Below are 24,943 nucleotides of genomic sequence, written 5' to 3' on the forward strand. Positions count from 1 at the left end.
TATGGCTCTTCCCCCCCCCACACGAGCGCACCGGCGTACCGAGCCGGTGTGGCTGCGCGTTACGCTCACCGTCCTGGCGCTGCTGGCGATGACCGTTCTGGTTGTGGTCCCCGTGATCAGCGTGTTCGTTGAAGCACTGGCGGACGGCGTCGGCGCCTACTGGCGGAACCTGACCGCCGACGCCGACACGCGGCACTCAGTACTGCTCACCCTGACGGTTGCCCCGATCGCGGTGCTGCTGAACCTCGTCTTCGGGGTAGCCGCGGCGTGGGCGATCACGCGGTTCCGGTTCCGTGGGCGCACGCTCCTGGTTACGCTCATTGATGTACCGTTCAGCGTCTCGCCGGTGGTCGCGGGCTTGATGTTTGTGCTGCTCTTCGGTCTCCAAGGGCTGCTTGGTCCTTGGCTCCGTACGAACGGGCTTCAGGTGCTGTTCACGGTTCCGGGGCTCGTGATCGCGACCACATTCGTGACGCTACCCTTTGTAGCCCGCGAGTTGATTCCGGTGATGGAGGCTATCGGCCCGGACGAGGAACTGGCGGCCCTCAGCCTCGGCGCGAGCGGGCGGCAAATCTTCTGGCGCATCACGCTTCCCAACATCAAGTGGGGCCTGCTGTACGGCGTGATCCTGTGCAACGCCCGCGCGATGGGCGAGTTCGGCGCCGTGTACGTGGTGTCGGGGCGCATCGCCGGCGAGACCTGCACGATGCCGCTTCAGGTAGAGGTTCTGTTCCAGGACTTTAACAGCCCCGCTGCGTTCGCGCTCGCGTCCGTCCTGACGCTCCTCGCCGTTGTCACCCTCTTGCTCAAAGTATGGGTTGAGGGACGGGTCCGAGGTCAGAAGACAGAAGAGAGAGAGCCGAACGAGGAGAAGCCTCCATCCTGAGGACCGGTTGCAGCAGGTACCTGTCATCTGAACTCTGTCCTCTGACCTCTGGTTGCTATGTCCATTTCCGCTCAGAACGTGACCAAACGGTTCGGGGATTTCGTCGCGCTCGACAACGTCAGTGTCGAATGTCCCGCCGGGGAACTGGTCGCCCTGCTCGGGCCGTCTGGGTCCGGGAAGACGACCCTGTTGCGCGTCATCGCGGGGTTGGAGGTGCCCGACGCCGGCACGGTTCTGTTTCGCGACGACGACATTACCCGGCGCTCGGCCGGCGACCGCAACGTCGGGTTCGTGTTCCAGCATTACGCGCTGTTCCGGCATATGACGGTGTTCGAAAACGTCGCGTTCGGGCTACGAGTGCGGAAGTGGCCGGAGCAACAGGTTCGCGAGCGGGTGCGCGAACTGCTCCAGTTGGTGCGCCTCGAGGAGAAAGCCCAACAGTACCCCGCGAACCTATCCGGCGGGCAGAAGCAGCGGATCGCTCTAATCCGCGCGCTGGCCCCGGAGCCGAAGGTGCTCCTACTCGACGAGCCGTTCGGGGCGCTCGACGCGAAGGTGCGCGCCGAGCTCCGCGACTGGCTCCGGCGGTTTCACGACGAGGTCGGCGTGACCAGCATATTCGTGACGCACGACCAAGAAGAGGCGTTCGATGTGTCCGACCGCGTGGTCGTGCTCAACCAGGGGCGCATCGAGCAAGAGGGTACGCCGATCGAGGTGTTCGAGCACCCGAAGAACGAGTTCGTGATGGACTTCCTCGGAAACGTGAACAAGCTGCCGGTTCGCGTGGAGGGCGGGCGGGCGCTGCTGGGCGAGACCGGTTCCGTCGAGCTACCGGCCAAACTGTTCGGGTCCAACGAGAACGGCCGGACCGATGCTTACATTCGTCCGCACGAACTCGACATTTCGCGGACCGCAGACGGTGGCAACTGTATGCTCGGCAAAGTTGTTCACGTCAACCCCGCGGGGTCGGTTGTTAAAGTGCGGCTGCTCGCTGAAGATTTCGGGCTGATGATTAACGTTGACATTACCCCGGAGCGACACAGGACTCTGGCTCTGAAACAGAACGAACTCGTTTACGTGACTCCCAAGTCAGCTCGCATTTTCGAAGGGGATTACTCGATCTAGTCAGTGATCATTCGCAGATTTCCGCGCGGCTTGCAGAGTTAACTGCAAGCCGTTTCTGCATTTATATGCTTAGATCCCGGAAACATGATATTTCGCACTTGTTAAGTAATGAATTGGCGGCTACATTACTCCACACGACAACAATGATGTTTGATGTCGTGATTCGGAGACGGGCCATGATTGAGGGCTTATTCGATCGCTACTTCCGCCTCCTCGCAGGCCAGTTGCCTGCCGCGGAATATGGCGTGATCGCAGACCAAACCGACGATGCGGTCGGAGCCGTCGTCTCCGAAATGCCGGAGTGTCTTTGTTGACCTTCCGCTTGCGCCTTCCTCCCGAATTTCATCACTGCCGACCGTCTCCAACCTGCCGACAAGGAGTTTGCCTGTGAACCGGACCGAGACCGAGAGCCTCTCCCGCCGCGGTTTCACTCTGATCGAGTTGCTGGTGGTGATCGCGATTATTGCGATCCTGATCGGCCTCTTGCTGCCCGCCGTCCAGAAGGTGCGCGAGGCCGCCGCACGCATGAGCTGCTCGAACAACCTCAAGCAAGTGGGGCTGGCGCTGCACAACCACGAAAGCGCACTGGGTACGTTTCCCTCCAGCGTCCGCCCAGCCGGCAGCACGACTTTGCCGCGGGTAAGCTGGACCATTCCGGCGCTGGCGTACATCGAGCAGGACAACCTTCGAAAGAACTACGACACCAACCAGACGTGGAGCACGACCACGAATCTGGCGGTTACGGCGCAGAAGATCAAGGTTTTCCAGTGCCCGTCGGCTGCCAACGCCGAACGCCTGGACGGGGACCCCCAGACGAGCGTGTGGAACATCGTGGCGGTGACGGATTACGCCGCAGTGACCGGTGTGGCGGCGTACGCGAACGCCCCGGGCGCGGGGCAGCCGGGCATCCTCCAGAAGAACTTCACGGTGAAGATCAACGGGGTGACGGACGGGCTCTCGAATACCATCACGGTAGTGGAGTCGGCGGGGCGCCCGCAGATCTTCCGCCTCGGTAAAGCGGTGGGGACAGTACCGACTCAGAAGGTGAACGGCGGTGGCTGGTGCCGGCCGGCGTCGGACATCGAGTTCGCTCCGGCGACCGCCGACGGCACCACGTACACCGCCGGCACGGTCGCGGTGGGTGCGACGAACGGGTTCGATTACCCGACGTACAACGGGGCGCCCTACGGGACCGAGGGCACGGGCCAGCCGTACTCGTTCCACACCGGTGGGGTGCAGGCGCTGTTCGGCGACGGTTCGGTTCGGTTCGTTCGCTCGTCGGTCTCCGTCGCGACCTTCGCCGCGCTCTCGACCCGATCCAACGGCGAAGTGCTCGGTAACGATTTCTGATTCCGCGTAGCGGCTGCTATCCGGTATCGGTTCGCTCCGCAATTGCGGAGCGAATTGTGTTTCGTACCAGCTCCAGTTTGTCGTCCCAGCGGAATTCACGCGTAACCCGTGAGCGCCCGCTCTCACCGAGTCGGCGACGCAACTCGACATCGGCCACGAGCCGGCCGAGTTGCGCCGCAAGCTCGTTCACGTCGCCGCACGCGGCATGAAGCCCGTCGGTGCCGTCGCGGATAAGTTCCGCCGGACCGCCGGCGCGGTAAACAAGGTTGGGCTTCGCGTTGGCCCAGGCTTCGAGCAGCACCAGGCCGAACGAATCCGAGCGAGACGGCAGCGCGAAACAGTCGATGCCGGCGAAGAAGTCGAGCTTTTGAGTTTCGCTCAGCCGCCCCAGTCGAGTTACGTGTGCCTTCGGTCCGAACGTGTCCCAGAACGACCTAAAGTTCGGCATCTCGGGTCCGGCGAGTACCACTCGGAACCGCTCCCCTCGCGCCCAGAGCCGTTCGGCTGCGCGGAGCAGGTCAACCGTTCCCTTCTCGGCGCTATTGTTCGCCAGGTGACCGACGACTACTTCCGTCGGATCTACACCCCACTCGTACCGGACGGTTTCACGGTTCCCGCCGGTACACTCGGCCGGATTAACACCCAACCCCTGAAGAACCAGTCGTTCATGCGCGACGCCGAGCGCCACGGCGGCGTCGCATTCGGTGTGGGTCTGCACGAACACACGGTCCGCCTGATTCAGAAGCCAGCGGAGGTACGGTTTCGTGTACTGGCGACGGGTCCGGTCGTACGGGTCGTGCGGGTCGCCAAGGTGAAGGAATGGTGTGAGCAGGAACGGCACCCCGCGTCGTCGCGCGAGCCGCAACCCACACGCGATCGGGAACCCATACGGGAACGCCGTGGCGTGAACCGCGTCGAGGGGGCCGTTGTAGGTCCAGGCGTCGCGCCACATTTGCGGGCACACCGGGTTGCACGGTACAGTCAGGCACTGCCAGCGACGGTGAGGAAGCAGTGAGAGGGCTTTAAGTAAGTACCGGCGAGCAGGGAAGTGGAGGGGCGTATAGCGGTGAAGCCCTACCCCTCCCAGTCCCCCCTCCCGGACGGCAAGGGGGGAGAGAGACGCTTCGGAATCAGATGGCACATTGGGCACGTTGAACGTCAACGGCGAAGGCTCCCCCCTGCCTGAAAGGAAGCTGGGGCCGGGGGAGGTAGATCTTCCCCACATCTCTCTCAGCTCGATGGCGGTGCTGGTCCACACGTCCACGCGATCGCCCTGTGCGGCGAGGTACGCGCACAACCGGGCCGTGTACGTCTCTGATCCACCTAATGCAGGTGGAAACCGTTGCACGAACTGCGCGACGTGCAGCGCCTGCTTGGTCGAGCGATTGGGGATTCCAGTGAATGGCGAATCCGGTACGATGCTCTTGTACGGCCCGTCAACGGCCGTTCCTCCCCGTTTCATGATGGCGCGACCAATGATCCGCATTTCGCAACTGGCCAACTCTGTCAAGCCGTCCGCCACGATAGCCGCGGGCACGAAGGCCCGTCAACTGAAGGCCGCCGGCATCAAAGTGCTCGACTTCAGCCTCGGGGAGCCGGACTTCAACACCCCCGAACACATCTGCGCCGCCGCGGAGAAGGCCGCCGCCGGTGGGAACACCCACTACACCCCCACCGCCGGCACCGCCGAGGTGAAAGCCGCCATCTGCAAGTGGTACAAGTCGTTCCACGGCCTGGAGTGTGCGCCAGAGAACGTGATCGTCTCGAACGGGGCCAAGCACTCGATCCACAACGCCCTCGCCGCGACCGTGGGTCCGGGCGACGAGGTCATCATCCCGACGCCGTACTGGGTGAGCTATTCGGACCTCGTGAGCATGACCGGCGCGACCCCGGTGCTGGTCAACAGCACCCCTGAGAGCGGGTTCAAGATGTCGCCGGAGCAGTTGCGGGCGCACACCACCCCGCGCACCCGGATGCTCATGCTGAACTCGCCGTGCAACCCGACCGGCACTGTGTACTCCCGTGCGGAACTCGAAGCGCTGGTGGACGCGCTGAGCAACACCGACGCCGCCATCCTCAGCGACGAGATCTACGAGCAACTGACTTACGGCGACGCCAAGCCGACTTGCGTGGCGACCCTGCGGCCGTGGCTGAAGGACCGCACCATCACCATCAGCGGCGCGAGCAAGAGCTACGCCATGACGGGGTGGCGCATGGGCTGGGCCGTTGCCCCGGTTGCGGTGGTAAAGGCAATGGACACGATCCAGAGCCAGGAGACGAGTTGCCCGTCGAGCGTGTCGCAGGCGGCACTGGTCGCGGCGCTCACGGGGCCGCAGGACTGCGTGACGGAGATGCGGACGGAGTTCGCAGCCCGACGCGAACTTACCCTCGGGCTGCTGAAGCAGATTCCCGACGTGAAACTCCCCGCCCCGGAGGGCGCGTTCTACGCCTTCTTCGACGTGTCGGCGTATTTCAAGAAAACGTTTAGCGGCACGGCCGTTGCTGACTCGCTCTCGTTCTGCGCAACCCTGTTGGAGCAGGCACACGTGAACTTGGTGCCCGGCAGCGCGTTCGGCGCCGAGGGGTTCGTGCGGATGTCGTTCGCGACGAATCGCGAGACGATTGAGGCCGGCCTCAGCAAGCTGAAGCAGTGGCTCGCAACCGCGAAGTAACGCCGCTTACTGCAACGGCACGAAGGCAGACATGAGAGAAGACCAAGGGAGTGCACCTGAGCGGGGGCGTCCCATCTCTTTCTTTGTGCCCTTTCGCGCCCGCCTTCCTGCCGTTGCGGTGAGAATCTCACACGAAGTGTGTCATGCCCATCCTTTATCTGACCGAAGCGGACGTCGGCCGCGTGCTCACGATGGAGCTGGCGCTCGACGCCGTGGGCGCGGCGTTCCGCAAGCTCGCGCTCGAAGAGGCGGTGAACAACCCGCGGCAGCGGTGCCAGACCGATCACGTGATGCTGCACGTGCTACCGGCAGCCGCAAAAACGCTCGGCGCACTCGGGTTCAAAGCGTACACGGTTGCGAAGAGCGGTGAAGCGAAGTTCCAAGTCACGCTATTCGACCCCAAGCACGGCGGAATCAGTGCGGTCATCGAAGCGGATTTGTTAGGTCAGTTTCGCACCGGGGCCGCGACCGGAGTCGCGACCAAGAAGCTCGCCCGCGCGGACGCTAGCACCGTCGGGTTGTTCGGCACCGGCAAGCAGGCCCGCACGCAACTTCTGGCGGTCTGCAAGGTACGGCCCATCAAGAAGGCACACGTCTACGGGCGCGACGCCGAACGCCGCAAGACCTTCGCGGCTCAACTGGCGCAGGAAACGGGCGTTGAGGTGATCCCCGTCGATCGGCCGGAAGAGGCCGCGCAAGGATTGGACATCGTCATCACCGCGACCACCTCACGCGAGCCCGTGTTGCTGGGCGAGTGGGTGAGTGAGGGACAGCACCTGAACGTCGTCGGCTCGAACTTCCTGGCGAAGACAGAGACCGACGTGGAGGTGTTCCGCCGCACACAAGTCGTCAGTGCCGACAGCAAGGAACAGGCGAAGCTTGAGGCCGGTGACTTCGTAGAGCCGGTAAAGGCCGGGGTGCTTCAGTGGGCCGACGTGCTGGAGTTCGCACCACTTCTGGTGGGTCGGTATCCCGGCCGCGAGTCGCCGCAGGACGTGACACTGTTCAAGTCGCTCGGGTTGGGCATTCAGGACATTGCGCTCGCCGCGAAGGTGGTCGAACTGGCGAAACAACAGGGGCTCGGGCGAGAGCTACTGTAAAGACCGGCACCGCCGAACAGTTTTTGACAGGATTTCAGTCTACTGTCTCAATGCTGTCGATCCTGTTAGTCCTGTCAAAAACCGGTTAATACTCGCATCACTCTCCGACGGCTTTCCCGTCCAGGCGCTTGTCGGCGGCACCGGTCCGTACCCCCGTCTTCGGATCGATCAGGATTGAGTGCGCGTCACCCTGGCGGTGTTCGACCAGAGTGTGGCCCAGCGCCTTCAGTTTCATGACCAGTTCCGGATGCGTCTTGCCGCCCTCGAAGCGAGTCACGTCCGGGAGCCACTGGTGGTGGAACCGCGGGGCACTCACGGCTTCGTCAACCGGCATATCGAACGCCAGTACGTTCAGAACCACGCTCAGCACGGTGTTGATGATTGTTCGCCCGCCCGGGCTGCCGGTGACGAGGTAGGGCTTGCCGTCCTTCAATACGATCACCGGTGTCATGGAGGACAACATCCGCTTGCCCGGTGCGATCTGGTTAGGCTTGGTGCCGATCTCGCCCGTCGTGCCGGTGAAGCCGGGACGCGGGTTGAAGTCGGTCATCTCGTTGTTGAGGATGTACCCCGCGCCGCGCACCACCACCCGGTTCCCGTAGCTGTTCTCCAGGGTGTACGTGTTGCTGACCGCCAACCCGTCCTTGTCGATGACCGAGAAATGCGTGGTGCTGCCGCTCTCGGTGTTCAGCTTGATTTCAGGGGCAAGGTCCGCGCTCGGGGTGGCTTTCCTCGTGTCGATCTTTTGCGCCAGCTTCTTGGCGTAGTCTTTCGTGGTGAGTTCCACCGGGATCTTCGTGAAGTCCGGATCGCCGAGGTGCCGCGCGCGGTCTACGAACGCCCGCTTCATCGTCTCGATCACGAGGTGTGACGTTTCCGGGGACCATCGGTCCTTGGCCTTCAGGTCAAAGGTTTCGAGGGTGTTGAGCATCTCCGCGAGCGCGACCCCGCCGGAGCTGGGCGGGGGCGGACCGTACACGTCGAACCCGCGGAAGGTGGTGTGGATCGGCTCGCGCTCGTTGGCCTTGTACATCGCCAAGTCGTCTTTCGTGATGAGCCCGCCCCCGGCCTTCATTTCTTTATCGAGCAGTTCGGCCAGTTCGCCGGTGTAGAAGGCGTCCGCACCCTTCTCGGCGATGATGCGCAGTGTGCGACCCAGGTCTTTCAGAACGAGCCGGTCGCCTCCCTTCCACGTCTCGCCGTTCGGCTTGCCGTATGTGAGCTTGAAGGCGACGTTGGTCGTTTTCGGGTCTGCAAGAACGCGATTCAGTCCACCAGCGAGGGCCGTGTTGACGACGAAGCCCTTCTCGGCAAGTTCCGCCGCCGGCGCCACAACGGTTTTCCATTCGAGCTTACCGTATTTCTTGTGCGCGAGAGCGAGTCCGCGAACGGTGCCCGGCACCCCGGCGGCCTTGTGATTGAGCCACGTCACCTTGCCGTCGGCGAACAGGTCCACCTTCGCCGATGCCGGAGCCGTTTCACGGTACTCGAAGCACGTCGGCGCCTTCCCAGGTGCCGCGACCATCATGAACCCGCCGCCGCCGATGTTTCCGGCCTCGGGCCACGTCACCGCCATCGCGAACGCGGTCGCCACGGCCGCATCGACCGCGTTTCCGCCTTCTTTGAGGATGGCCAGGCCGACATCGGCCGCGGGCGGCGACACGCACACCACTACGCCGCCCTTCGAGGTTACGGTTTCGGCCTTCGGCTGTGCCGAAACGAGCCCCGCGGAACACAGCAGCAGCGCGATGAGCAGCGCGGAACGAAGCATGGATTGGCTCGCGGCGGGAATACGGTTCCCGTTTTGGTACGGGCGGGGCGCCCGGTTTCCACGCCACGGTGCGTTTTCGCCGGATGGCGTCACGCGACGGACGCGGCACGCTGGTCGGGGAAGTAAGAATCGAGGAGATCGAACGTCTGGCCGTCGAACCCCTTGACGTGGACCCGCCCGTTGATCTCGGCGGCGGCGAGGATGTCGTCCCCGTCCACCTGCACCGCCATCACGCCCAGGAACCGGTCCTCGAACGCGTCGAACGACCCGCGAGCGGCTCCGGTGCCCCCGTCGATCACGGTGACGCGGGTGCCCTGCGCGACGACGAGGTCGGCCCGGTCGTCGCCGTCGAGGTCGCCGGCGGCGAGCGCGAACCGGGCGCCGCCGGCCCCGGCCACGACGAACGAGCGGCTCACCGCGAGGATCGCCGGGTCGAACGCCTTGACGTGGGCCCCGGCCGCCGCGCCGGCAGCGACGATCAGCTCGTTGCGCCCGTCCCCGTCGGTGTCGCCCACGGTGGCCGCGACCGCGCCGCGGTAGCCCTCGAACGCGAAGAAGCTCGCGACCAGCCCGCCGGTGGCCCCGTCGAACACCTTGACGTGCCCGTTGGTGTCGGCGGTGACGACCAGGTCGGCGACCCCGTCACCGGTCAGGTCGCCGGCGCCCAGGTGGAGCCCGCCCCGATACCCGTCAAACGCGAAGAAGCTGTGGGCCTCGGTCCCGGTGGTCCCGTCGAACACCTTGACGTGCCCGTCGGCCCCGGTGACGACGTCGGCGGTTCCGTCGGCGGTCATGTCGGCGGCGGTCGTGACCACGCGCCCAGCGTACCCGGTGTACGGGGTGACCGTCGCGCGGGTCGTGCCGTCGGGGTTGAGCACGCGGATGGTGCCGGTGCCATCGGGCGCGTTCAGTACCGGCCCTGGTACCGGAGACGGTGAAGGCGTGGGGGCCGGTGAAGGCGCGGGATCCGGTCCCGGCGGCGGCGGAGGAGGTGGCGGAGGCGGCGGGTCGGACAGCAGCACCCCGCGCAACTCGAACGCGCCCGAGCCGTCGGGGCTTGCGAACACAACCAGGCTCTGGTTAGCGGCCGCGCCCAGGCCGAGCGAGTACGACTCGACCGCCGTACCCGAGAGCGTAACTGCGGCCCCGACCGGCGCCCCGGCCGCAGAGAACGTCTCGGCGACCAGCGCCCCGGACGCGAGCGCGTACACCACCACCGTGTTGCCCGCGGCGTCGGTCCGGGCCGAAAGTGGCGCGGTGCCGCTCACCCCGGTCGCCAGCACCACCTGTGGGTCCAGTGTGGGGCTGCTGCTGGTGTACGTGACCGCTCGCGCGACCAGTTGGTAGGTGCCGCCCGAGTCCTCAACAGAGATCACCCGCCAGGCGTCCGCGCCGGGCGCGCGGGTGATGACCGGGGCGACCGCCGCGGTGAGGGTCAGGCTGGTGGATGCTGATATTAAGCTCCCACCCGCGCGCCGGAACGGGGCCGTGCCCCCGACCCCGGACAGCAACGTCCCGGAGACCAGCGCGTTGCTCGCATCACCGAACTGGGCCGTCGGCAGGAGCGCACCGGTCGAACTGATGCTGGTGGTGGTGGTCGAGGCGGTGTCGGTGAACGCGTTATAAACCTGGTAGTCGAACCGGTGCGTCAGGCCGTCGCTGGTTGTTTTCCGGTAGGCCACGAGCACGCTCCCGGTGTCGGAAAGGCTAACGACCGGGAGCGATTCGACGCGGGTCGCCACGCCGACCGCGCTGACGGTGCCGACCGGGGTTCCGTCGGCCGCGTACCGCTGGAGCCCGATGTCGGTGAGGCTCCCGCTGTCCGGGAGCTGGTCGAACGCCACGACGAACCGGCCGGTCGGGTCCATGTCGACAGCGACCCGCGCCGGGGTGCCGGCGGTGACCGGCACCGTGGCGACCGCGAGGGGCGCCCCGAGCGCGGCCCCGGCTGCGTCGTACAGCCGGGCGTTCACGGTCGCAGTACTCGTCATGGCGTCGGTGTCCGCCCACGCGACGACGAACTGCTGGCCGTTGCCGGCCACTGCGACCGACGGGTGATCGGCGCCGATGCCGCCGGCAGTCGCCAGGACGCCGAGGAACTGGGCCGGAACGTCCCGGGGCTCAAGCGGCTCGAGTCCGAGGCGCGCGGGGGCGGGGCGGCGGGTGGCCATGGGATGGTCCGTGTCCTGATGGGGCCAGCCGACGGGCCGGCGCATACAGGACTTATCGTGCCGGGCGGCGAGCAATTGCGGGGCTTATGGCTCGCGCGTTCGCGCCGCTCACCCCGCCCGCAGCGCGACGGAGCTTTCGACCCCGAGGTTCTGGTAGATCAGGCGCGTCGCGTCGGACTTGTTCAGGGTGTAAAAGTGAATCCCGCGGATGTTGTTGTGCAAAAGGTCGGCGCACTGCTCGGTGGCCCAACTGATGCCCACCCGGGCCACCGCCGTGTCGTCGGCGCAGCGGCTCACCGCCTTTAACAACTTGGCCGGTATGCGCGCGCCGGCCGCCAGGTCCGCCATCCGGACCATACCAGCCTTGGTGGTGACCGGCATGATACCCGCGATGATCGGCACCTTGATCCCGGCCAAATCGCACCGCTCACGGAAGTCGTACAGGTCGCGGTTGTCGAAGAACAACTGGGTGCAGATGTAGTCCGCACCGGCGTCGATCTTACGCTTCAGGTGGTCCATCTCTTGGAGCCGGTTCGGGCACCCGGGGTGCCCTTCGGGGAACCCCGCTACACCCACACCGAACCCGCGGCCGTTCGGACCCGGGCGCGAGCGGATGAAGTCCACCAGTTCGTTCGCGTACCGGAACGCGTCCTTCTCGCGGTCGTGGGCGCTGTTCTTGGGTGGGTCACCGCCGAGCGCAAGGATGTTCTCGATGCCGCTCGTGGCGTACCGATCGAGTATCGCGATCATCTCGTCGCGGGAGTGGCACACGCAGGTGAGGTGCGACACGGCGGTGAGGTTGGTTTCGCGCTCGATGCGCACCACGAGGTCGTGGGTGCGGTCGCGCGTGGAACCGCCGGCCCCGTACGTGACGGACACGAACGACGGGTGCAGCGTCTGGAGCGCCGCGATGGTTGTAAACAGTTCCTCACCGGCCGCGTCAGTCTTCGGTGGGAAGAACTCGAAGCTGAAGGTGGTGCGGTGCTGAGCGAAGATGTCCTGAATGTGCATAGCGGCTACAAGCGTGGGGTCCAACCCGGAACGGTTTGTACCTTGACAGTGTATTCAAATTGCCGCGCCGAGATAGGCGAAGTTATGGTGCGCGCTTCGGGAACAGGACAGGGAGTGTCGGAACGGTCCCAGCGGTCGGGACGAGTTTTACCCCGGAAGCCGGCTCAGTCCCGCCCCCGGGCTTTGTGAGTCGCGGCTCGTGAGTCAGGCGGTCGAACTGAAAAACGCTTGTCGGACCGGTGTCCCACAGCAGGTTCAACTCCCGCGCACCGGCGCGGACCGGCAGTTCCGCACGGAGCGAGTCTCCCGCTCGGTACGACAGTTTCGTCGGCCCGTCCGGCACGAGCGGGTAAACCGTCGTGGTGCCCCGAACCGTTCCCTTGCCGACCGTGAACTTTGCCGTCGCCCCCTGCCCCCTGTGGGTCACAGTGATCGTGAACGGCCCGACGGGCTCGACTCGCTCGAAGGTGAGGTCGAGCGGAACCGCCAGTTCGAAGCCGCGCGGGTCCAGCTCGAACGTCTTTTTGTCAAGGTCTCGCAGGAGCACGGCCAACTCAGTGACCGGGTCAGGGACGTTCGGGTTTTGCAACTTCGCCAAGAGGTGCAGGAACCGGCCCCAATCGCGGAACCGTGGCTCCGCCAGCGTGGCGCCCAATGCGTTCCAGCCGGCAAGGGTGTCCTCGACCCGCATCAGCTTTTGGGTGTGACGAACACCGTTTACGAACGACGTTTGTAGCAGGCCGGTGATCTCGCCGCGCACCGGGTCCGGAAACCGCCACGCTTCCCACTCTGCATAATCGGCGGACTGTCGCGGGTAAGTTCGGGCGAGGGTCGCCAGTCGCTCTGCCGGGTCGGCGCCGCCCGACTCGGGCAGGCTCAGCACCGCCGGCGGTCGGTCCGGAGCGCGCACCAACCCAAGTGCGTCGAGCAGGTCGCGCAGGTGAACGAGTAAGTCGCGGGTCTGCTCCCAATACCGACGCGCCCGGTACACCTCGTCGAATTCGAGCGGCACCTGGTACGTGATCGCCTCCCCGCGCGGCTGCTTGAGTTCGGGTGAACCAGGGATCGGTTCCTCGGGAGGAAAAGGTGATTGTGTGTCCCGTGTCAATAGCGCGTCCAGGTCGCGGATCCAGCCCGCGTCGAACGTGCGCTTCAGCGTCAGCTCCGTGCCCGCGCGGTCGCGATCACGGTACCGGTCCACGCACGCCTGCTGCGCCGCTTCGAGGGCGGCGCAGTCGGCGAGCCACTTGTCACGGAGCTGTGCCGCCGCAGTCTCCCCCCAGGAGTATTCGCCCGGGAGGGCGAGCGCGGTTTTCAGTGTTTCGCGGATCTGTACCAAATCGGGCAGGCTCCGGGCTGACACTGGCGCCGTCGCGCCGGCCAGCCGCGCGCGGTACGCGAGGTAGTCGTCGATCTCTTTTAGCCGGCTCTCGACGAACCCTCGCCGGTCGTTCGAGAGCGAGCGGAACGCCGCATCGTTGGCGAACCGCCGCAACGTCTGGCGGTTGCGGTCACGTTCTGGGTCGGACAGGCGCACCGCCGCCGGGGGTTCGTGTAGCTCGTAGTCGTCGACCCGCGCCGCGAGATCGGGCGCGCTACCCTGGGGCGGGAACAGCGCGATCGACCCGAACGCCAGGACGAGGAAGCACAGCGCGGTAAGTGCGGCGCGCACGGTCCACCAGAGCCGGGCCTCGGACCGGCGGTGCCGCTCGTGGTGCGCCTTGGCGGCCGCGAAACAGTCGCGGAACAGTTCCGCCACAAGATAGGGTTCGTCCGCAGGCGTCGGCGCTTCGAGCAGCGGCGGGGGGCGGAGCGCGACCGCGGCCACCGTCAGGTCGATGCTCCCGAATGAGAGGAACGGAGCCGCCGGGGCGTCGCCGTGGTCGGCCTCTTTGAGGAACTCGTCGAACTCCGCCCAGGCGTAATCGACGCGGTCCGCAACGCGGGCCTCCCACTCCCGACGTGTGTCACCCTTCTGAGCCAGTCTGTCGCACTGCGTTAGGACCAGGAACACCGGGAACCCGCCGACCGTCCGCGCGTCTGTTTTCGCCCGTTCGACGGTTGTGAGGAACGCGTCGAACGCCTTGAACGCTTCCGCCAGTTGCGCCCGGGTGCTGGCCGCATCGACGAGGAGCACGATGGCGTCGGTCTCGACCACCGCGCGGGCCAGTTCGCTGTCGGGGTGACGCTGGGTGATCGGCTCGGAGTGTCGGATCAGGTCTTCGGCGGCCTTGCCGTCGCAGTCATCAAGGATCACCGTGAGCGGGTCCGAAACGGCCCGCGTGCCGACCCGCCAGGGGCGTAGCCGGACGGTAAAACTCGTCAGCTCGGCAGAGCTGGATTCGAGCGTGCCGCTGTAAGCGGCGTCGCGTATGAGTGGCAGTTCGGGCGAAGTAGGTACTACCTCCCCGCGGAGAGTTTCGCCCTGCACTTCGCCGGCGCGCATTAGCGCGCCGATCAGCGCGGATTTGCCCGCGCCGCGGTGCCCAAACAGCAGCACACGGGGAGCATCGAGCGGTAGACTGCCGGGGTGCGAGGCCACGCGCGTAACCTCCGTCCGTGGTGGCCGCGTTACGGGTGGTCGGTTCGCGGCATCGGTCGGGGCCACGCCCCGACATCTCATGTTACTCAAACCTGTTTTGAATGCCCGCTTCTTGCACCCACGCGGTGAGCCGCTTCATTTCGGGGTGGGTGGTAGACAAGCGGTCCTTGGCGAACCGAAACACCAGTACCGGCGCGGGCTTGTCCTTCGGGCGCTCGGCGACAGCTTTCTTCAGTTCGTCGAGCGTACGCGGCGTCGGGTCACCGTCGAACACGTAGAACTTGGCGTCACTCACGTCCGCGCCGCTGAGGATCGAAACGCGCACGTCACCCGGAGTGGGTTTCGGTTCGACCTTCGGCTCGATTTTCGGCGGCTCGGTTTTCTTATCGTCCTTCGGAGGTGCCGTGGGTTGTTGCTGCCGGTTCTGATCGTCTCCGGTGCTTTTCAGCTCGCCCCCGCCCCCACCGCCGAACAGTCCGCTGCCGCCGGACCCGAATACGATCAACGCCACGACGATCGCCGCCAGCACGCCGCACAGCAGTCCGCAGAGGCTCTTGAGTTGCGCCGGGGCCTTGTGCGCGAACACCCACCGGTCGAGTGCCCAAGCGATCAGCCGGCCGCCGACGTAGCCGGCCAGGAAGCCGCCGCCGACGGCCAGCGCTTTGATGACGAACTCGGCCAGTTTGTTCGACGCCGCGGACGCGATGCCGTCGGCCAGGAGTGTGTCGAGCATGGGGACCTCGGGCGCGGCGCTACTGGAACTCGTGCGGCACGTCGCGGAACCAGTGGTGGATCTGATCTTCCTGCTTCTTAGTCGGGAACCCGCTCGGGTTCTGGGGGTACAGAATCAGGAAGAACACGTCCTTCACCCCGCCAGACTTGCTCGCCAGCGTTTTCTGGTGGGCGATGAGGCGCTGGGCGTCGGCTTCGGTGCGAATCTCCTGCCGGTCGGGGTCGAAATAGTAGAGCGTGCCGTCCTTGCGGTCGGTGTGCAGCACCCGGACCACCAGCCGGTCTGTGACGCGTGCTTGAGCGGCCTTTTCCATGCGCAGCAGCCGGTCGCGGGCCTCCGTCAGTTGCCGCTGGAGCTCGCGCACGTCCGCGGAAAGCGACTCTTTCGGTGGTGCGGCCTTCTCCTCCGGCACGTCGGCCGACTGGGTGCCGCCCACGAACGGCATCAACAGGAAGATCCCGAACAGCAGGATTAGCACGTCGATGAACGGCACAAAGAACCGCGTCACGGCGCGGCGGGGCGGCGCGATCACGACTTTCCCTCGCGCGACTCAACAGGGGCCGGCGTGCCCGCCAGCGAGCGGATCAGGTCCCGACCGATGGTGACCACCCACACCGGCAGTATGTTGATGAACGCCATGTACAGCCCTCCGCCGGTGGCGGTGATCGCGGGCGCGTATTTGCGAATGATCTCCTGCGGGGTCGGGTTGGCGCCGGGGGTGATCGAGTTAAAGGTTTGCAGGATCGCCGCGACGGTGCCGATTAGCCCCAGCAGCGGGAACCACTCGGCCGCCTGGCACAGGTTCCCGAGCCAGCGGTCGGCCCGCAGGTCGAAGTCCGTTTCCTGCCACCGCAGCGCGCGCCACGCGAACGCCGTTTGCACGGTGAAAAGGGTGAACCCGATGGCGATGATGATCCAGTCGATGGGGGACTCGGCGACTCGCGCGAGGTAGTCGCGGCGCGCGTCGGAGGGCACCGCCACAAACACCAGAGCCGCCGTCAGCACCGGGACCGCGGCGAACACCAACGGCAGCACCTGATGGATCCAGAGCCGGCGCACGGAACCTCCCCTCGCGAGCGGCCGATTCCTCCGGCCGTGAACGCATTAACGGTAGTCGACAGGCCCGCCAGGATAAACGGGGGCGTGAAGGCAAGGGACGTCTTTTTTGTTACTGTTTATCTTGGCGGGTCCGTCAACGCGTCCGGTTGCGCATCACTTCGCCTCCGCAAGCCATGCGGGCATCTCACGGAGCTTGCCGTCACGGCCAACGCACGCGAGTGTGGTGAGCCCCTCTGCGATCAGGACGGCGCCCCGGAACACCTCGTACTTGTGCTCGAGGCGCACCGGCGAGGTGCGGGTCACCGTGGTGCGGATCGTGAGCACGTCGTCGTAGTGCGCCGGGCTCTTGTACTTCACCTCGGCTTTCGCCACGACCAAAAAGAACCCCTGGTCTTCCAGTTCCTTATACGACTCCTGCCGCGCGCGGAGCAGTTCCGTGCGGGCCTGCTCGAAGTACACTAGGTAGTTCGCGTGGTGCAGCAGCCCCATGCGGTCGGTCTCCGCATAACGCACGCGGATCTGAATTTCACCGGTCAGCATCTCGGACCTCACAAACGGCCCGCTCGGGCCGGGCCAGTCACGCGCCCCGTCGCCCGGCGGCGCGGGCGATTACTTGATGAACCCGACGCGGTTCTTTCCCGGGGTCGGTCGGACCGGCGGCCAGCCGAGCTTCCAGTCGAGGTACAACGGGAAGAACACGAACACCGCCTTTCCCAACATGAGTCGGTCGGGGACGGTCCCCCAGGAGCGGCTGTCGGAACTGGCCGCGCTGTTGTCGCCCATGCAGAAGTAGTGCCCGGGCTGCACATAGTAGATGTCGCCCTCGTTGTAGTTGGGCGACGGACCGGAACCCGCGGGCGACCGCAGGCTGAGCGGCAGCGGGCTGGCGTCCGGGTCCGCGTACTTGGAGCTCTGATCGCGGTTCCAGGTGTAGTAAATGTCGCGGTGCAGGGTGATGTGCCGGACTGTGGCCCCGCCTTTCGCACCGATCCCGGCCGGCGCCTCCACGTCGTTGGCCCTAATCCACCCCTCTCTGTTGGTGTCGAACTCGTCGTAATCGGTCTCCTTGAGCGGCGTGCGCTCGTAATCGGCGGCGCCGCCGAAGTCGATCCGCTGACCATCCACCCACACCCAGAGCCGGGCGTCCACGTTGGCGAACCGGAGCCGGTGCGTCCCGGCGGTCACCGCGCAAGGCCGAGCGCTCAGCTCGGCGTTCTGGCCACCGGACCGCGTGAGTGTGACCTTCCCGTTGCCGAAGGTGGCGCGGAACCGGTCCATTCCGCGCGACAGTTCCAGGGAGACCTCGGCACCGGGCGCCAACTCGGCCTCGCACTCCAAGATCAGGTCGCCGACCCAGAGTTGCTCGTCGGACTCGGTGGGGCGGCTGACGTTGTAACCCAGGAAGTTGTCGATGAGCCGGTCGGTGACCTTGGCCTTGTCGGTCGGCCACTCGCCCCGGAGGTGCCTGGCGTCGTCATCGTCCACACCCCGGCCGCGCTCCCCGACCCGCCACTCGGTGCGGGAGTGCCGGTACCGGAGCCAGTCCAAGCTGTCGCCCTTGTGAGCGAACGCGCGTGGGGCAGTCGGCGCGTCGGTGGTCCACGCCTCGGGCCGCTCCGGCGCGTGCCACCGCGGTCGGGCCAGTTGTGCGATGTCCTCCGGCTGTCGGTCGTTGTCCCAGACGATTCGGCGGTCCGCGAGCAACTGCCCTTCCTCTTTCCGCACGATCCGGAAGCCGCCGTCAATGTGGGGGGGGAAGCCGGCGTTCCGCGACGCCTCGAACCGCGCGACCGCCTGCGGGCTGTTCCGGTGCCGGAACCGGGGCTGCCACCAGTCCAGTTTCGGCGCGTCCGGGACGGGGTACGACAACGACGACGTGACATACAGGTCGCCGCGGTGGACGGCCAAGGTTTCCCCTCCGGAGCCCATCATCCGCTTGATGTAGTTCTGGGCCGTCTGCTGCGTCTGCGGCGCCTCCGGGTACTTGAACACCACCACGTCGCCACGTTCGGGTTCACGGAGGTGGTAGAGCGGTTTCAGCACCAGCACCCGGTCACCGCTGTTGTTACGCGGCCACTCCGGGAGGTCATCGATTTGCCCCCGGTGCCGGCAGTTGGGGCACACGTAATGCGTGAGCCGCACGAGCTTTCGGTTCTGTAGCGGGTTGTCCGGCGCGTCTCCCTCGACCTCGCTATGCGAGTTGAGCGGGAACGTGTGGCCGCACTTCGGACAGGGTATAATCTTCTGATAGCCGTAAAGCGTTTCAGCCATCGACCCGGTGGGGATGACAAACGCTTCGGTGATGAACAGCTTCAGCAAGAGAACCAGAACGACGACGAATACGATCGTCTCGACGACCTCACGGGCCGGATCGCGGTGCGCCTTTTTCTTCTCGTCTTCGGCGGTCTTGGCGGGATCGGCGGTCGCGGTTGGCATGCGGGCCTCGGTACGAGCAGAGCGAGCGTCGTTCGGTATTCGCTGGCGCGGGCGGTCAATTTCTGCGCGGTGGCCCGCGGTTGGGGAGCCTGTCAGTGCAGCCACCGGAGGCGGGACCAGTCGAGCGACTGGAACACGTGATCACGCCCGCCGACCGACACCCGACTCAGCCGGAGCGGTTGGTGAATCAGGAATGGTTTACCGATGAACGCGTCCTCCGGCACGCCCGGGTTGGGCCATTTCCGGCTGTCTTCGGAACTCTGGGTGTTGTCGCCGAGTACGAAATACTCGTGCCGGCCCAGCCGCGCCGGCCGGCTCCCGTGGTCGCGCTCGTCGGTGGTCGTGTAGTGGATGTCACGGCTCAGCTTCAGGTCGCGAACGATCACCTTGCACCCCCGCGCGGCGATCCGGCGGACGGGACGCGACTCCGGCGATCGGGGCTTCCCAACGGGGTCCAGATCTGCCGGGGGAATGACCATCCGCCCGTCGAGCGCAAGGGTGACCCGGCGGTCAACGAAGGCGAACTCGAGCCGGTGCTTGTTGCCGGGGGTGAGCGAGACACCGCCCGCAATGCCCAACCCGCCGCGGCCCTCCTGAACGAGCCGAGCCTGCCCCGCCCCGCGGGCGCCGACGCCGAGCTCCGCCGTTACGACATCGGCGCCGTCGGAGAGCCGGCACTCGAACGCCGCGTCCCCGGGCGCGCCGACCGCGGCGGCGACCTCGACCTCGCACGTGAGGTAGAAGTCGTGCGCGGCCGGCTCGCGGTCGCGGCGGATGGGGTATCCGTTGTACGCGTTCCACACGCGCACCGGCTCGGAGTCGCGCGCGTCCAGGTTCCAGTGCCGATACCGCACCGCGGCGACCGCTTGCGGGCCGTCGGAAGCGTCGAGGACCAGCGCCCCGTCCTCGATTACGGGGCCGCTCGCCGCGCTGGCGCCGTGCGGAAGCCGCGGGTCGCCCGGTTCGACCAGCCACCGCGCGCTCCACCCGTCGGGCTTGGGCGCGAAGTTCATGTCGAACACCGGAACGAGAGTCTCCCGGAGTTCGGCCAGTCCCTTGCGTACCAGCACGTCGTTGGCGTACACGTCGCCGTCGCGGATGGTGATCACCTCACCGGGTAGCCCCACGAGGCGCTTGACGTAGGGTTTGCCGAACTCCGACCGCTTCGGGTTCGGGCACCGGAAAACGACCATCTCCCAGCGCCGCGGCGCGCGCAGGTCGTAGACGTTCTTGTCCACCAGGAGCCGGTCGCCGCTCAACTCGCGGGCCGCGGCCAGCGAGAGCGTCTGCTCGCAGTTCCAGCAGAGCACCTTGAGGAAGTGTTCGGTTTCGCTGCCGGAACTGGGGCGCCCGACGCGCGCCGTCGCGCCGCACCGCGGGCAGAAGCCGTCGCGGTGGTGCCCGCTGAGCGCCGGCGACATGCTGCCGGTCGGGACGCCGAACGGCTCAAGCGCCGCAGTGCGAACGACGAGAAACAGCCCGACGAACGCGGCCATCACCACCAGCCCCGCGCGGAACGGGGACACGTTCTTGGTGGGCGGCGGGAGTTCGGCGGTCGGCTCTTTGTGTTCCGCGCGTGGCGTGGGCGCCGCCCCGTCGGGGTCGCCCGGGTTCGTAGCGGGTGTCGGCGTGTCGGTCATTAGGAGCGCCGTTGGAAACTGCCGAAAGGGTGACCCGCTCCCGGTCCGCCGAAGACACCAAACGTCAGTCGTCCGATTCTAATACCGCGAGGAACGCCTCTTGCGGCACCTCGACCTGCCCGATCTGCTTCATCCGCTTTTTGCCCTCGGCCTGCTTGGCCCACAACTTGCGCTTGCGGGTGATGTCCCCGCCGTAGCACTTCGCGGTCACGTTCTTGCGCATCGCCGCGATGTTCTCGCGGGCCACCACGCGCGCCCCGATGGCCGCCTGCAGCGCGACCTCGAACAGGTGCCGGTCGATCTCCTCGCGGAGCTTTTTCAGCACCTGCCGGCCCCGCCGCTCGGCAGACGTCCGGTGGACGATCACCGACAGCGCGTCCACCTTCTGCCCGTGGACGAGGATGTCGAGCTTCACGAGGTCCGCCGGGCGGAACCCGAGCACCTCGTAGTCCATCGTGCCGTACCCGTGCGTCACCGACTTGAGCTTGTCGTACAGGTCGTAAATGACTTCCGCGAGCGGCATCTCGTACACGAGGATGACGCGCTGCTGGCTCAGGTACTCGGTGCGGACGAAGGTGCCGCGGCGCTCCGTACACATGCCCATCAGGTCGCCGATGTTCCCGGCCGGGATCAGGAAGCTGATGCGCACGATGGGCTCGCGGAACTCCTCGATCAGCCCCGCGTCGGGCACCTCCTGCGGCCCGTGGACGGTGATCACCTCGCCGTCCCGCTTCTTGATCTCGAACGTCACGTTCGGGGCGGTCTGCACGAGGTTCAGCTCGCTGTCGCGCTCCAGCCGCTGCTGGATGATCTCGCGGTGCAGCATCCCGAGGAACCCGCACCGGAAGCCGAACCCGAGCCCGTCCGACACCTCCGGCTGGAACGTGAAGGAGCTGTCGTTGAGCTTCAGCTTGCCGAGCGCCTCACGCAGGTCCTCGAACTCGTTGTTGTTGACCGGGAACAGGCCCGAGTACACCATCGGCTTCGGCTCTTTGTACCCCGCCATCGGTTCCGCCGTGGGGGCGACCGCGTCCGTCACGGTGTCGCCGATGTTGACGTATTCGATGTTCTTGATGTTGGCGGTGAAGAACCCGACCTGCCCGGCGGACAGCTCGTCGACCTTGGTCGGCTCTGGACGGAACTGCCCCATCTCTGTGATGACGTACTCGCGCCCGGTGCGCATGAGCTTGATGCGCTGGCCCGGCTTCAGCACGCCGTCCATCATGCGGATGTAAACGACCACCCCTTTGTACGTGTCGAAGTGGCTGTTGTAGATGAGCGCTTTGAGCGGCGCGGCGGGGGAACCCGCGGGCGGGGGGACGCGGTCGATCACCGCCGCGAGCAGGTCCTCGACGCCGACGCCGGTTTTGCCGCTGACGCGCATGACCTCGTCGGGGTCGACCATCAGCGCCTGCTCCATCTCGCCGATGACGAAGTCCGGGCGCGCGTGCGGGAGGTCGATCTTGTTCAGCGTCGGAATGATTTTCAGGTTCGCGTCGATCGCGAGGAACGCGTTCGCGACGGTCTGCGCCTGCACACCTTGGAACGCATCGGCGAGCAGGATCGCCCCCTCGCACGCGGCGAGCGAGCGCGACACCTCGTAGTTGAAGTCGACGTGCCCCGGCGTGTCGATCAGGTTCAGCTCGTACTTCGTGCCGTTCAGCTCGTAGTAGACCGTGACCGGGTGCATGCGGATGGTGATCCCGCGCTCCCGCTCCAGGTCCATACTGTCGAGGGTCTGGGCCTTGATGTCGCGCTCAGACACCGCCCCGGTTTTAAGCAGGAACTGGTCGGCCAGCGTGCTCTTGCCGTGGTCGATGTGTGCGATGATGCAGAAGTTGCGGATGATCGCGGTCGGCGTCGGCATTATTCTGCAGCGCTCGGGGCAAGGTGCGCGGTCCCGCCTCGGGCGGGGCCGCTCGGTGCGTACTCCCAATATCCTAGCAGCACTCGCCGGCACTGAATAGACAACTCGGACCGCCCGTCTGCGCGTCCAGCGGGTAACATTCCAGAACGCCGTTCCGCCCGCGGCCCACGGGGACACTTTCATGCGCACGCTCGGTATCGTGGTTCTGCTGGCGCTCGCGGCCGTCACAGGGTGCCAGCCCGAGGACGCCCCTCCGGTCGACCTGACCGAGGCCGCCACCGCTGAGATCGCTGCGGCTGTGAAAGAGCGCACGGGTAAGGTGGTGCTGGTGGACTTCTGGGCCACGTGGTGCGGGCCGTGCCGCGCCCGGTTCCCGCACCTCGTGGACACCCACAACAAGTACGCCGACCGGGGGCTCGTGTGCGTGAGCGTGTGCCTCGATAGGGTTGGCGGGTGGGACAAGCTCGACTACAAGCTGGCACACATCCAGAGCTTCCTCCGGTCCAAAAGGGTCCCGTTCCCGAACTTCGTTGCCACCGACAAGAACGACGAGCGGCTCAAACAGTGGTCAGGGCTGAACGGCGGCGTTCCGCACATGGCGATGTTCGATAAGGCCGGAAAACGCGTGTGGGACAGTGAGCAGCGCGAGCTGAGCGACGACGAACTCGACACGCTGATCGAGCGCGAGCTGGCGAAGTGACCCGAATTCCGTTTTACAAGGAGCAGAACATGTATCGAACCTGGATCTGCGCCGGCATCCTGTCTGCAGCCGCACTCGGGGCGGGCGCGAACCGGGCCGCGGACGAACCCGGCAAGAACGTGACCGTCACCGAGGCAAAGGTTGACGCGCTCGCGAAAGCCGTGGCCGAACAGAAGAAGGTGGTGCTGGTGGACTTCTGGGCCACATGGTGCGGGCCGTGCATGAAAAAGTTCCCGCACTTCGTCGACACCCACAAGAAGTACAAGGACAAGGGGCTCGTGTGCGTGAGCGTGAGCATGGACCCGAAGGGCAAGGAAGACAAGTACGACAAGGACGCCGTGCTCAAGTTCTTAAAGGAGAAGGGCGCGGCGTTCCCCAATTTTGTGCTGCTGGGTTACCAAGCCGACGAGGAGCAGGTGAGCAAGCGGTTCGGACTGGACGGCGGCATCCCGTTCCAGGTGCTGTTCGGCAAGGACGGTAAGCGGGTGTGGACGAGCGAAGAGAAAGAACTCACGGACGCGGAACTCGACAAGCTCATCGAAACCGAGCTCGCGAAGTAGTCGCACAGTGGACTCGAGTTAGCCGTCCGCGATCCGGAGGCTTACAACGAGCCGGCCCTCGTCACCGGAGTGACGAGGGCCGGCTCGTTTCAACTTTGGCTCAGCACTTAGCTGGCGGCGGCGCCACCGGTCGGCGGCTTGATGGACGAGCCGACGAAGCTGAACGTGCTGTTCGCGTTGGAGCCCAGGGTGGTGATGGCGGCGATGCACACCACCACGATCAGGGCCAGCATCACCGCGTACTCCACGGCGGTCGGCCCGTCTTCGGCCTTCAGGAAGTTCACCAAGCTCTTGGTCAGGCTGCGCATCTGGTGCCCTTTCAACGGTGCCCAATTGGAGGGTGTGAGACCGGTGCGCGGGGGCGGTTGTTGCGCCCGACGCGGTCGCCGGTTTCCGCGGCTCGGGGCGAGCTGGGACGGCTCACCTTTTACCTTGCGGGTTGACACCTGAGATTTAGGGCATGTACCGGTGAACGCTGGTCGGTTTTGCCGAATTGTGCGATCGTGCCGGGGCATTCTGCCGAAAAAGCCGGCGCCACGTTTGGCGAATGAGTGTGTTGTCGGTCCGAGCGCTTAAAACGAGCCGACCCCGCCACTTTCGGTGACGGGGTCGGCTCGCTAAAGTTCCCGCAGGCCACTTAGCTGGCGGCGGCGCCACCGGTCGGCGGCTTGATGGACGAGCCGACGAAGCTGAACGTGCTGTTCGCGTTGGAGCCCAGGGTGGTGATGGCGGCGATGCACACCACCACGATCAGGGCCAGCATCACCGCGTACTCCACGGCGGTCGGCCCGTCTTCGGCCTTCAGGAAGTTCACCAAGCTCTTGGTCAGGCTGCGCATCAGGCTCTCCTGTGGTTGGGGCGTCTCGCGCCCCGGGTCTTGTCCGAAAGGTCGCGTGTTGTGCGGGCACGTTGCCCGGACAGAAGGTTCTTAGAATCGCGTTCGGGTGATGCTGTACGGCTCTTCGTTTTTTCTACTTATGCGGTCCGACGCCAGTCGGATTTTCGGTCACCGCTCGTGCACTTAGCTGGCGGCGGCGCCACCGGTCGGCGGCTTGATGGACGAGCCGACGAAGCTGAACGTGCTGTTCGCGTTGGAGCCCAGGGTGGTGATGGCGGCGATGCACACCACCACGATCAGGGCCAGCATCACCGCGTACTCCACGGCGGTCGGGCCGTCTTCGGCCTTCAGGAAATTCACCAGGCTCTTGGTCAAGCTGCGCATCAGACTCTCCTGCGGTTGGGGCGTCTATTCGGCTGGGTCTCGCCGCTCCATGGGCGAGAGACAGCCAACAACTAGTTCATGCGAGCAGGCGGTGCAAA

General features: G+C 65.8%; 23 protein-coding genes. 8 read left to right on the forward strand and 15 right to left on the reverse strand.

The window, feature by feature from the left end:
* The first annotated feature begins 1 nt into the window (after position 1).
* From cysW to GobsT_RS24050, 4 genes are all read left to right on the forward strand, one after another.
* A complete protein-coding gene (cysW, locus tag GobsT_RS24040; RefSeq protein WP_029600866.1) occupies positions 2-886 on the forward strand; it encodes a sulfate ABC transporter permease subunit CysW in 885 nt (294 codons plus the stop codon).
* 57 nt (positions 887-943) lie between these two features.
* On the forward strand, positions 944-2,011 hold the full coding sequence (locus tag GobsT_RS24045) for a sulfate/molybdate ABC transporter ATP-binding protein (RefSeq protein ID WP_010039449.1): 1,068 nt from the start codon (positions 944-946) through the stop codon (positions 2,009-2,011).
* 176 nt (positions 2,012-2,187) lie between these two features.
* Entirely contained in the window at positions 2,188-2,325 is a 138-nt protein-coding gene (locus GobsT_RS38095) for a hypothetical protein (RefSeq protein ID WP_010039447.1), read from the forward strand.
* Between the two features lie 73 nt (positions 2,326-2,398).
* On the forward strand, positions 2,399-3,361 hold the full coding sequence (locus tag GobsT_RS24050) for a DUF1559 domain-containing protein (protein WP_010039445.1): 963 nt from the start codon (positions 2,399-2,401) through the stop codon (positions 3,359-3,361).
* A 16-nt stretch (positions 3,362-3,377) separates the two neighbouring features.
* Here the strand turns inward: GobsT_RS24050 and GobsT_RS24055 are convergent, their stop codons facing one another.
* Positions 3,378-4,847 carry a glycosyltransferase family 4 protein gene (locus GobsT_RS24055; RefSeq protein ID WP_081471614.1) on the reverse strand — a complete coding sequence of 490 codons (1,470 nt, stop codon included), beginning with the start codon at positions 4,845-4,847 and terminating at the stop codon, positions 3,378-3,380.
* Here GobsT_RS24055 and GobsT_RS24060 point away from each other — a divergent pair.
* A complete protein-coding gene (locus GobsT_RS24060) occupies positions 4,837-6,033 on the forward strand; it encodes a pyridoxal phosphate-dependent aminotransferase (protein ID WP_010039442.1) in 1,197 nt (398 codons plus the stop codon). The two genes, GobsT_RS24055 and GobsT_RS24060, sit on opposite strands and share 11 nt — an antisense overlap.
* A 143-nt stretch (positions 6,034-6,176) precedes the next feature.
* Positions 6,177-7,133 (forward strand): ornithine cyclodeaminase family protein, encoded by a 957-nt coding sequence (locus GobsT_RS24065; RefSeq protein ID WP_010039440.1) that lies wholly within the window; start codon positions 6,177-6,179, stop codon positions 7,131-7,133.
* 97 nt (positions 7,134-7,230) lie between these two features.
* Here GobsT_RS24065 and ggt read toward each other — a convergent pair whose 3' ends face one another.
* From ggt to lepA, 11 genes are all read right to left on the reverse strand, one after another.
* Positions 7,231-8,904: a gamma-glutamyltransferase gene (gene ggt, locus GobsT_RS24070; protein ID WP_010039438.1), complete on the reverse strand. Its 1,674-nt coding sequence runs from the start codon at positions 8,902-8,904 to the stop codon at positions 7,231-7,233.
* A gap of 89 nt (positions 8,905-8,993) precedes the next feature.
* Positions 8,994-11,075 carry an FG-GAP repeat domain-containing protein gene (locus GobsT_RS24075; protein ID WP_010039435.1) on the reverse strand — a complete coding sequence of 694 codons (2,082 nt, stop codon included), beginning with the start codon at positions 11,073-11,075 and terminating at the stop codon, positions 8,994-8,996.
* 108 nt (positions 11,076-11,183) lie between these two features.
* Entirely contained in the window at positions 11,184-12,086 is a 903-nt protein-coding gene (metF, locus tag GobsT_RS24080) for a methylenetetrahydrofolate reductase [NAD(P)H] (protein WP_010039432.1), read from the reverse strand.
* 82 nt (positions 12,087-12,168) lie between these two features.
* Positions 12,169-14,628 carry a GTPase domain-containing protein gene (locus GobsT_RS24085; RefSeq protein WP_148087852.1) on the reverse strand — a complete coding sequence of 820 codons (2,460 nt, stop codon included), beginning with the start codon at positions 14,626-14,628 and terminating at the stop codon, positions 12,169-12,171.
* Positions 14,629-14,710: 82 nt separating this feature from the next.
* Positions 14,711-15,361: a hypothetical protein gene (locus tag GobsT_RS24090; RefSeq protein WP_010039423.1), complete on the reverse strand. Its 651-nt coding sequence runs from the start codon at positions 15,359-15,361 to the stop codon at positions 14,711-14,713.
* Between the two features lie 19 nt (positions 15,362-15,380).
* Entirely contained in the window at positions 15,381-15,893 is a 513-nt protein-coding gene (locus tag GobsT_RS24095; RefSeq protein WP_010039420.1) for a hypothetical protein, read from the reverse strand.
* Complete coding sequence (locus tag GobsT_RS24100; RefSeq protein ID WP_010039418.1) at positions 15,890-16,420, reverse strand: MotA/TolQ/ExbB proton channel family protein; 531 nt, start codon at positions 16,418-16,420, stop codon at positions 15,890-15,892. Before GobsT_RS24100 ends, GobsT_RS24095 begins: the two co-directional genes overlap by 4 nt.
* A 153-nt stretch (positions 16,421-16,573) precedes the next feature.
* Positions 16,574-16,960: an acyl-CoA thioesterase gene (locus GobsT_RS24105; protein WP_010039416.1), complete on the reverse strand. Its 387-nt coding sequence runs from the start codon at positions 16,958-16,960 to the stop codon at positions 16,574-16,576.
* Between the two features lie 69 nt (positions 16,961-17,029).
* Positions 17,030-18,856, reverse strand: coding sequence for a S26 family signal peptidase (locus GobsT_RS24110; protein ID WP_010039414.1), 1,827 nt, complete (start codon positions 18,854-18,856; stop codon positions 17,030-17,032).
* Positions 18,857-18,948: 92 nt separating this feature from the next.
* Complete coding sequence (locus GobsT_RS24115) at positions 18,949-20,496, reverse strand: S26 family signal peptidase (RefSeq protein ID WP_010039412.1); 1,548 nt, start codon at positions 20,494-20,496, stop codon at positions 18,949-18,951.
* 64 nt (positions 20,497-20,560) lie between these two features.
* Complete coding sequence (lepA, locus tag GobsT_RS24120; RefSeq protein WP_010039410.1) at positions 20,561-22,363, reverse strand: translation elongation factor 4; 1,803 nt, start codon at positions 22,361-22,363, stop codon at positions 20,561-20,563.
* 181 nt (positions 22,364-22,544) lie between these two features.
* Here lepA and GobsT_RS24125 point away from each other — a divergent pair, with 181 nt between their 5' ends.
* Positions 22,545-23,063 carry a TlpA family protein disulfide reductase gene (locus GobsT_RS24125; protein ID WP_010039408.1) on the forward strand — a complete coding sequence of 173 codons (519 nt, stop codon included), beginning with the start codon at positions 22,545-22,547 and terminating at the stop codon, positions 23,061-23,063.
* A 29-nt stretch (positions 23,064-23,092) separates the two neighbouring features.
* Positions 23,093-23,623, forward strand: coding sequence for a TlpA family protein disulfide reductase (locus tag GobsT_RS24130; RefSeq protein WP_148087853.1), 531 nt, complete (start codon positions 23,093-23,095; stop codon positions 23,621-23,623).
* Positions 23,624-23,730: 107 nt separating this feature from the next.
* Here the strand turns inward: GobsT_RS24130 and GobsT_RS24135 are convergent, their stop codons facing one another.
* From GobsT_RS24135 to GobsT_RS24145, 3 genes are all read right to left on the reverse strand, one after another.
* Positions 23,731-23,931 (reverse strand): Flp family type IVb pilin, encoded by a 201-nt coding sequence (locus GobsT_RS24135; RefSeq protein WP_010041086.1) that lies wholly within the window; start codon positions 23,929-23,931, stop codon positions 23,731-23,733.
* Between the two features lie 329 nt (positions 23,932-24,260).
* Positions 24,261-24,461, reverse strand: a complete 201-nt coding sequence (locus GobsT_RS24140; protein ID WP_010041086.1) for a Flp family type IVb pilin — start codon at positions 24,459-24,461, stop codon at positions 24,261-24,263.
* A gap of 183 nt (positions 24,462-24,644) precedes the next feature.
* Positions 24,645-24,845 (reverse strand): Flp family type IVb pilin, encoded by a 201-nt coding sequence (locus tag GobsT_RS24145; RefSeq protein ID WP_010041086.1) that lies wholly within the window; start codon positions 24,843-24,845, stop codon positions 24,645-24,647.
* Positions 24,846-24,943 lie beyond the last annotated feature (98 nt).

The sequence above is a fragment of the Gemmata obscuriglobus genome, from assembly GCF_008065095.1.
GTDB lineage: Bacteria > Planctomycetota > Planctomycetia > Gemmatales > Gemmataceae > Gemmata > Gemmata obscuriglobus.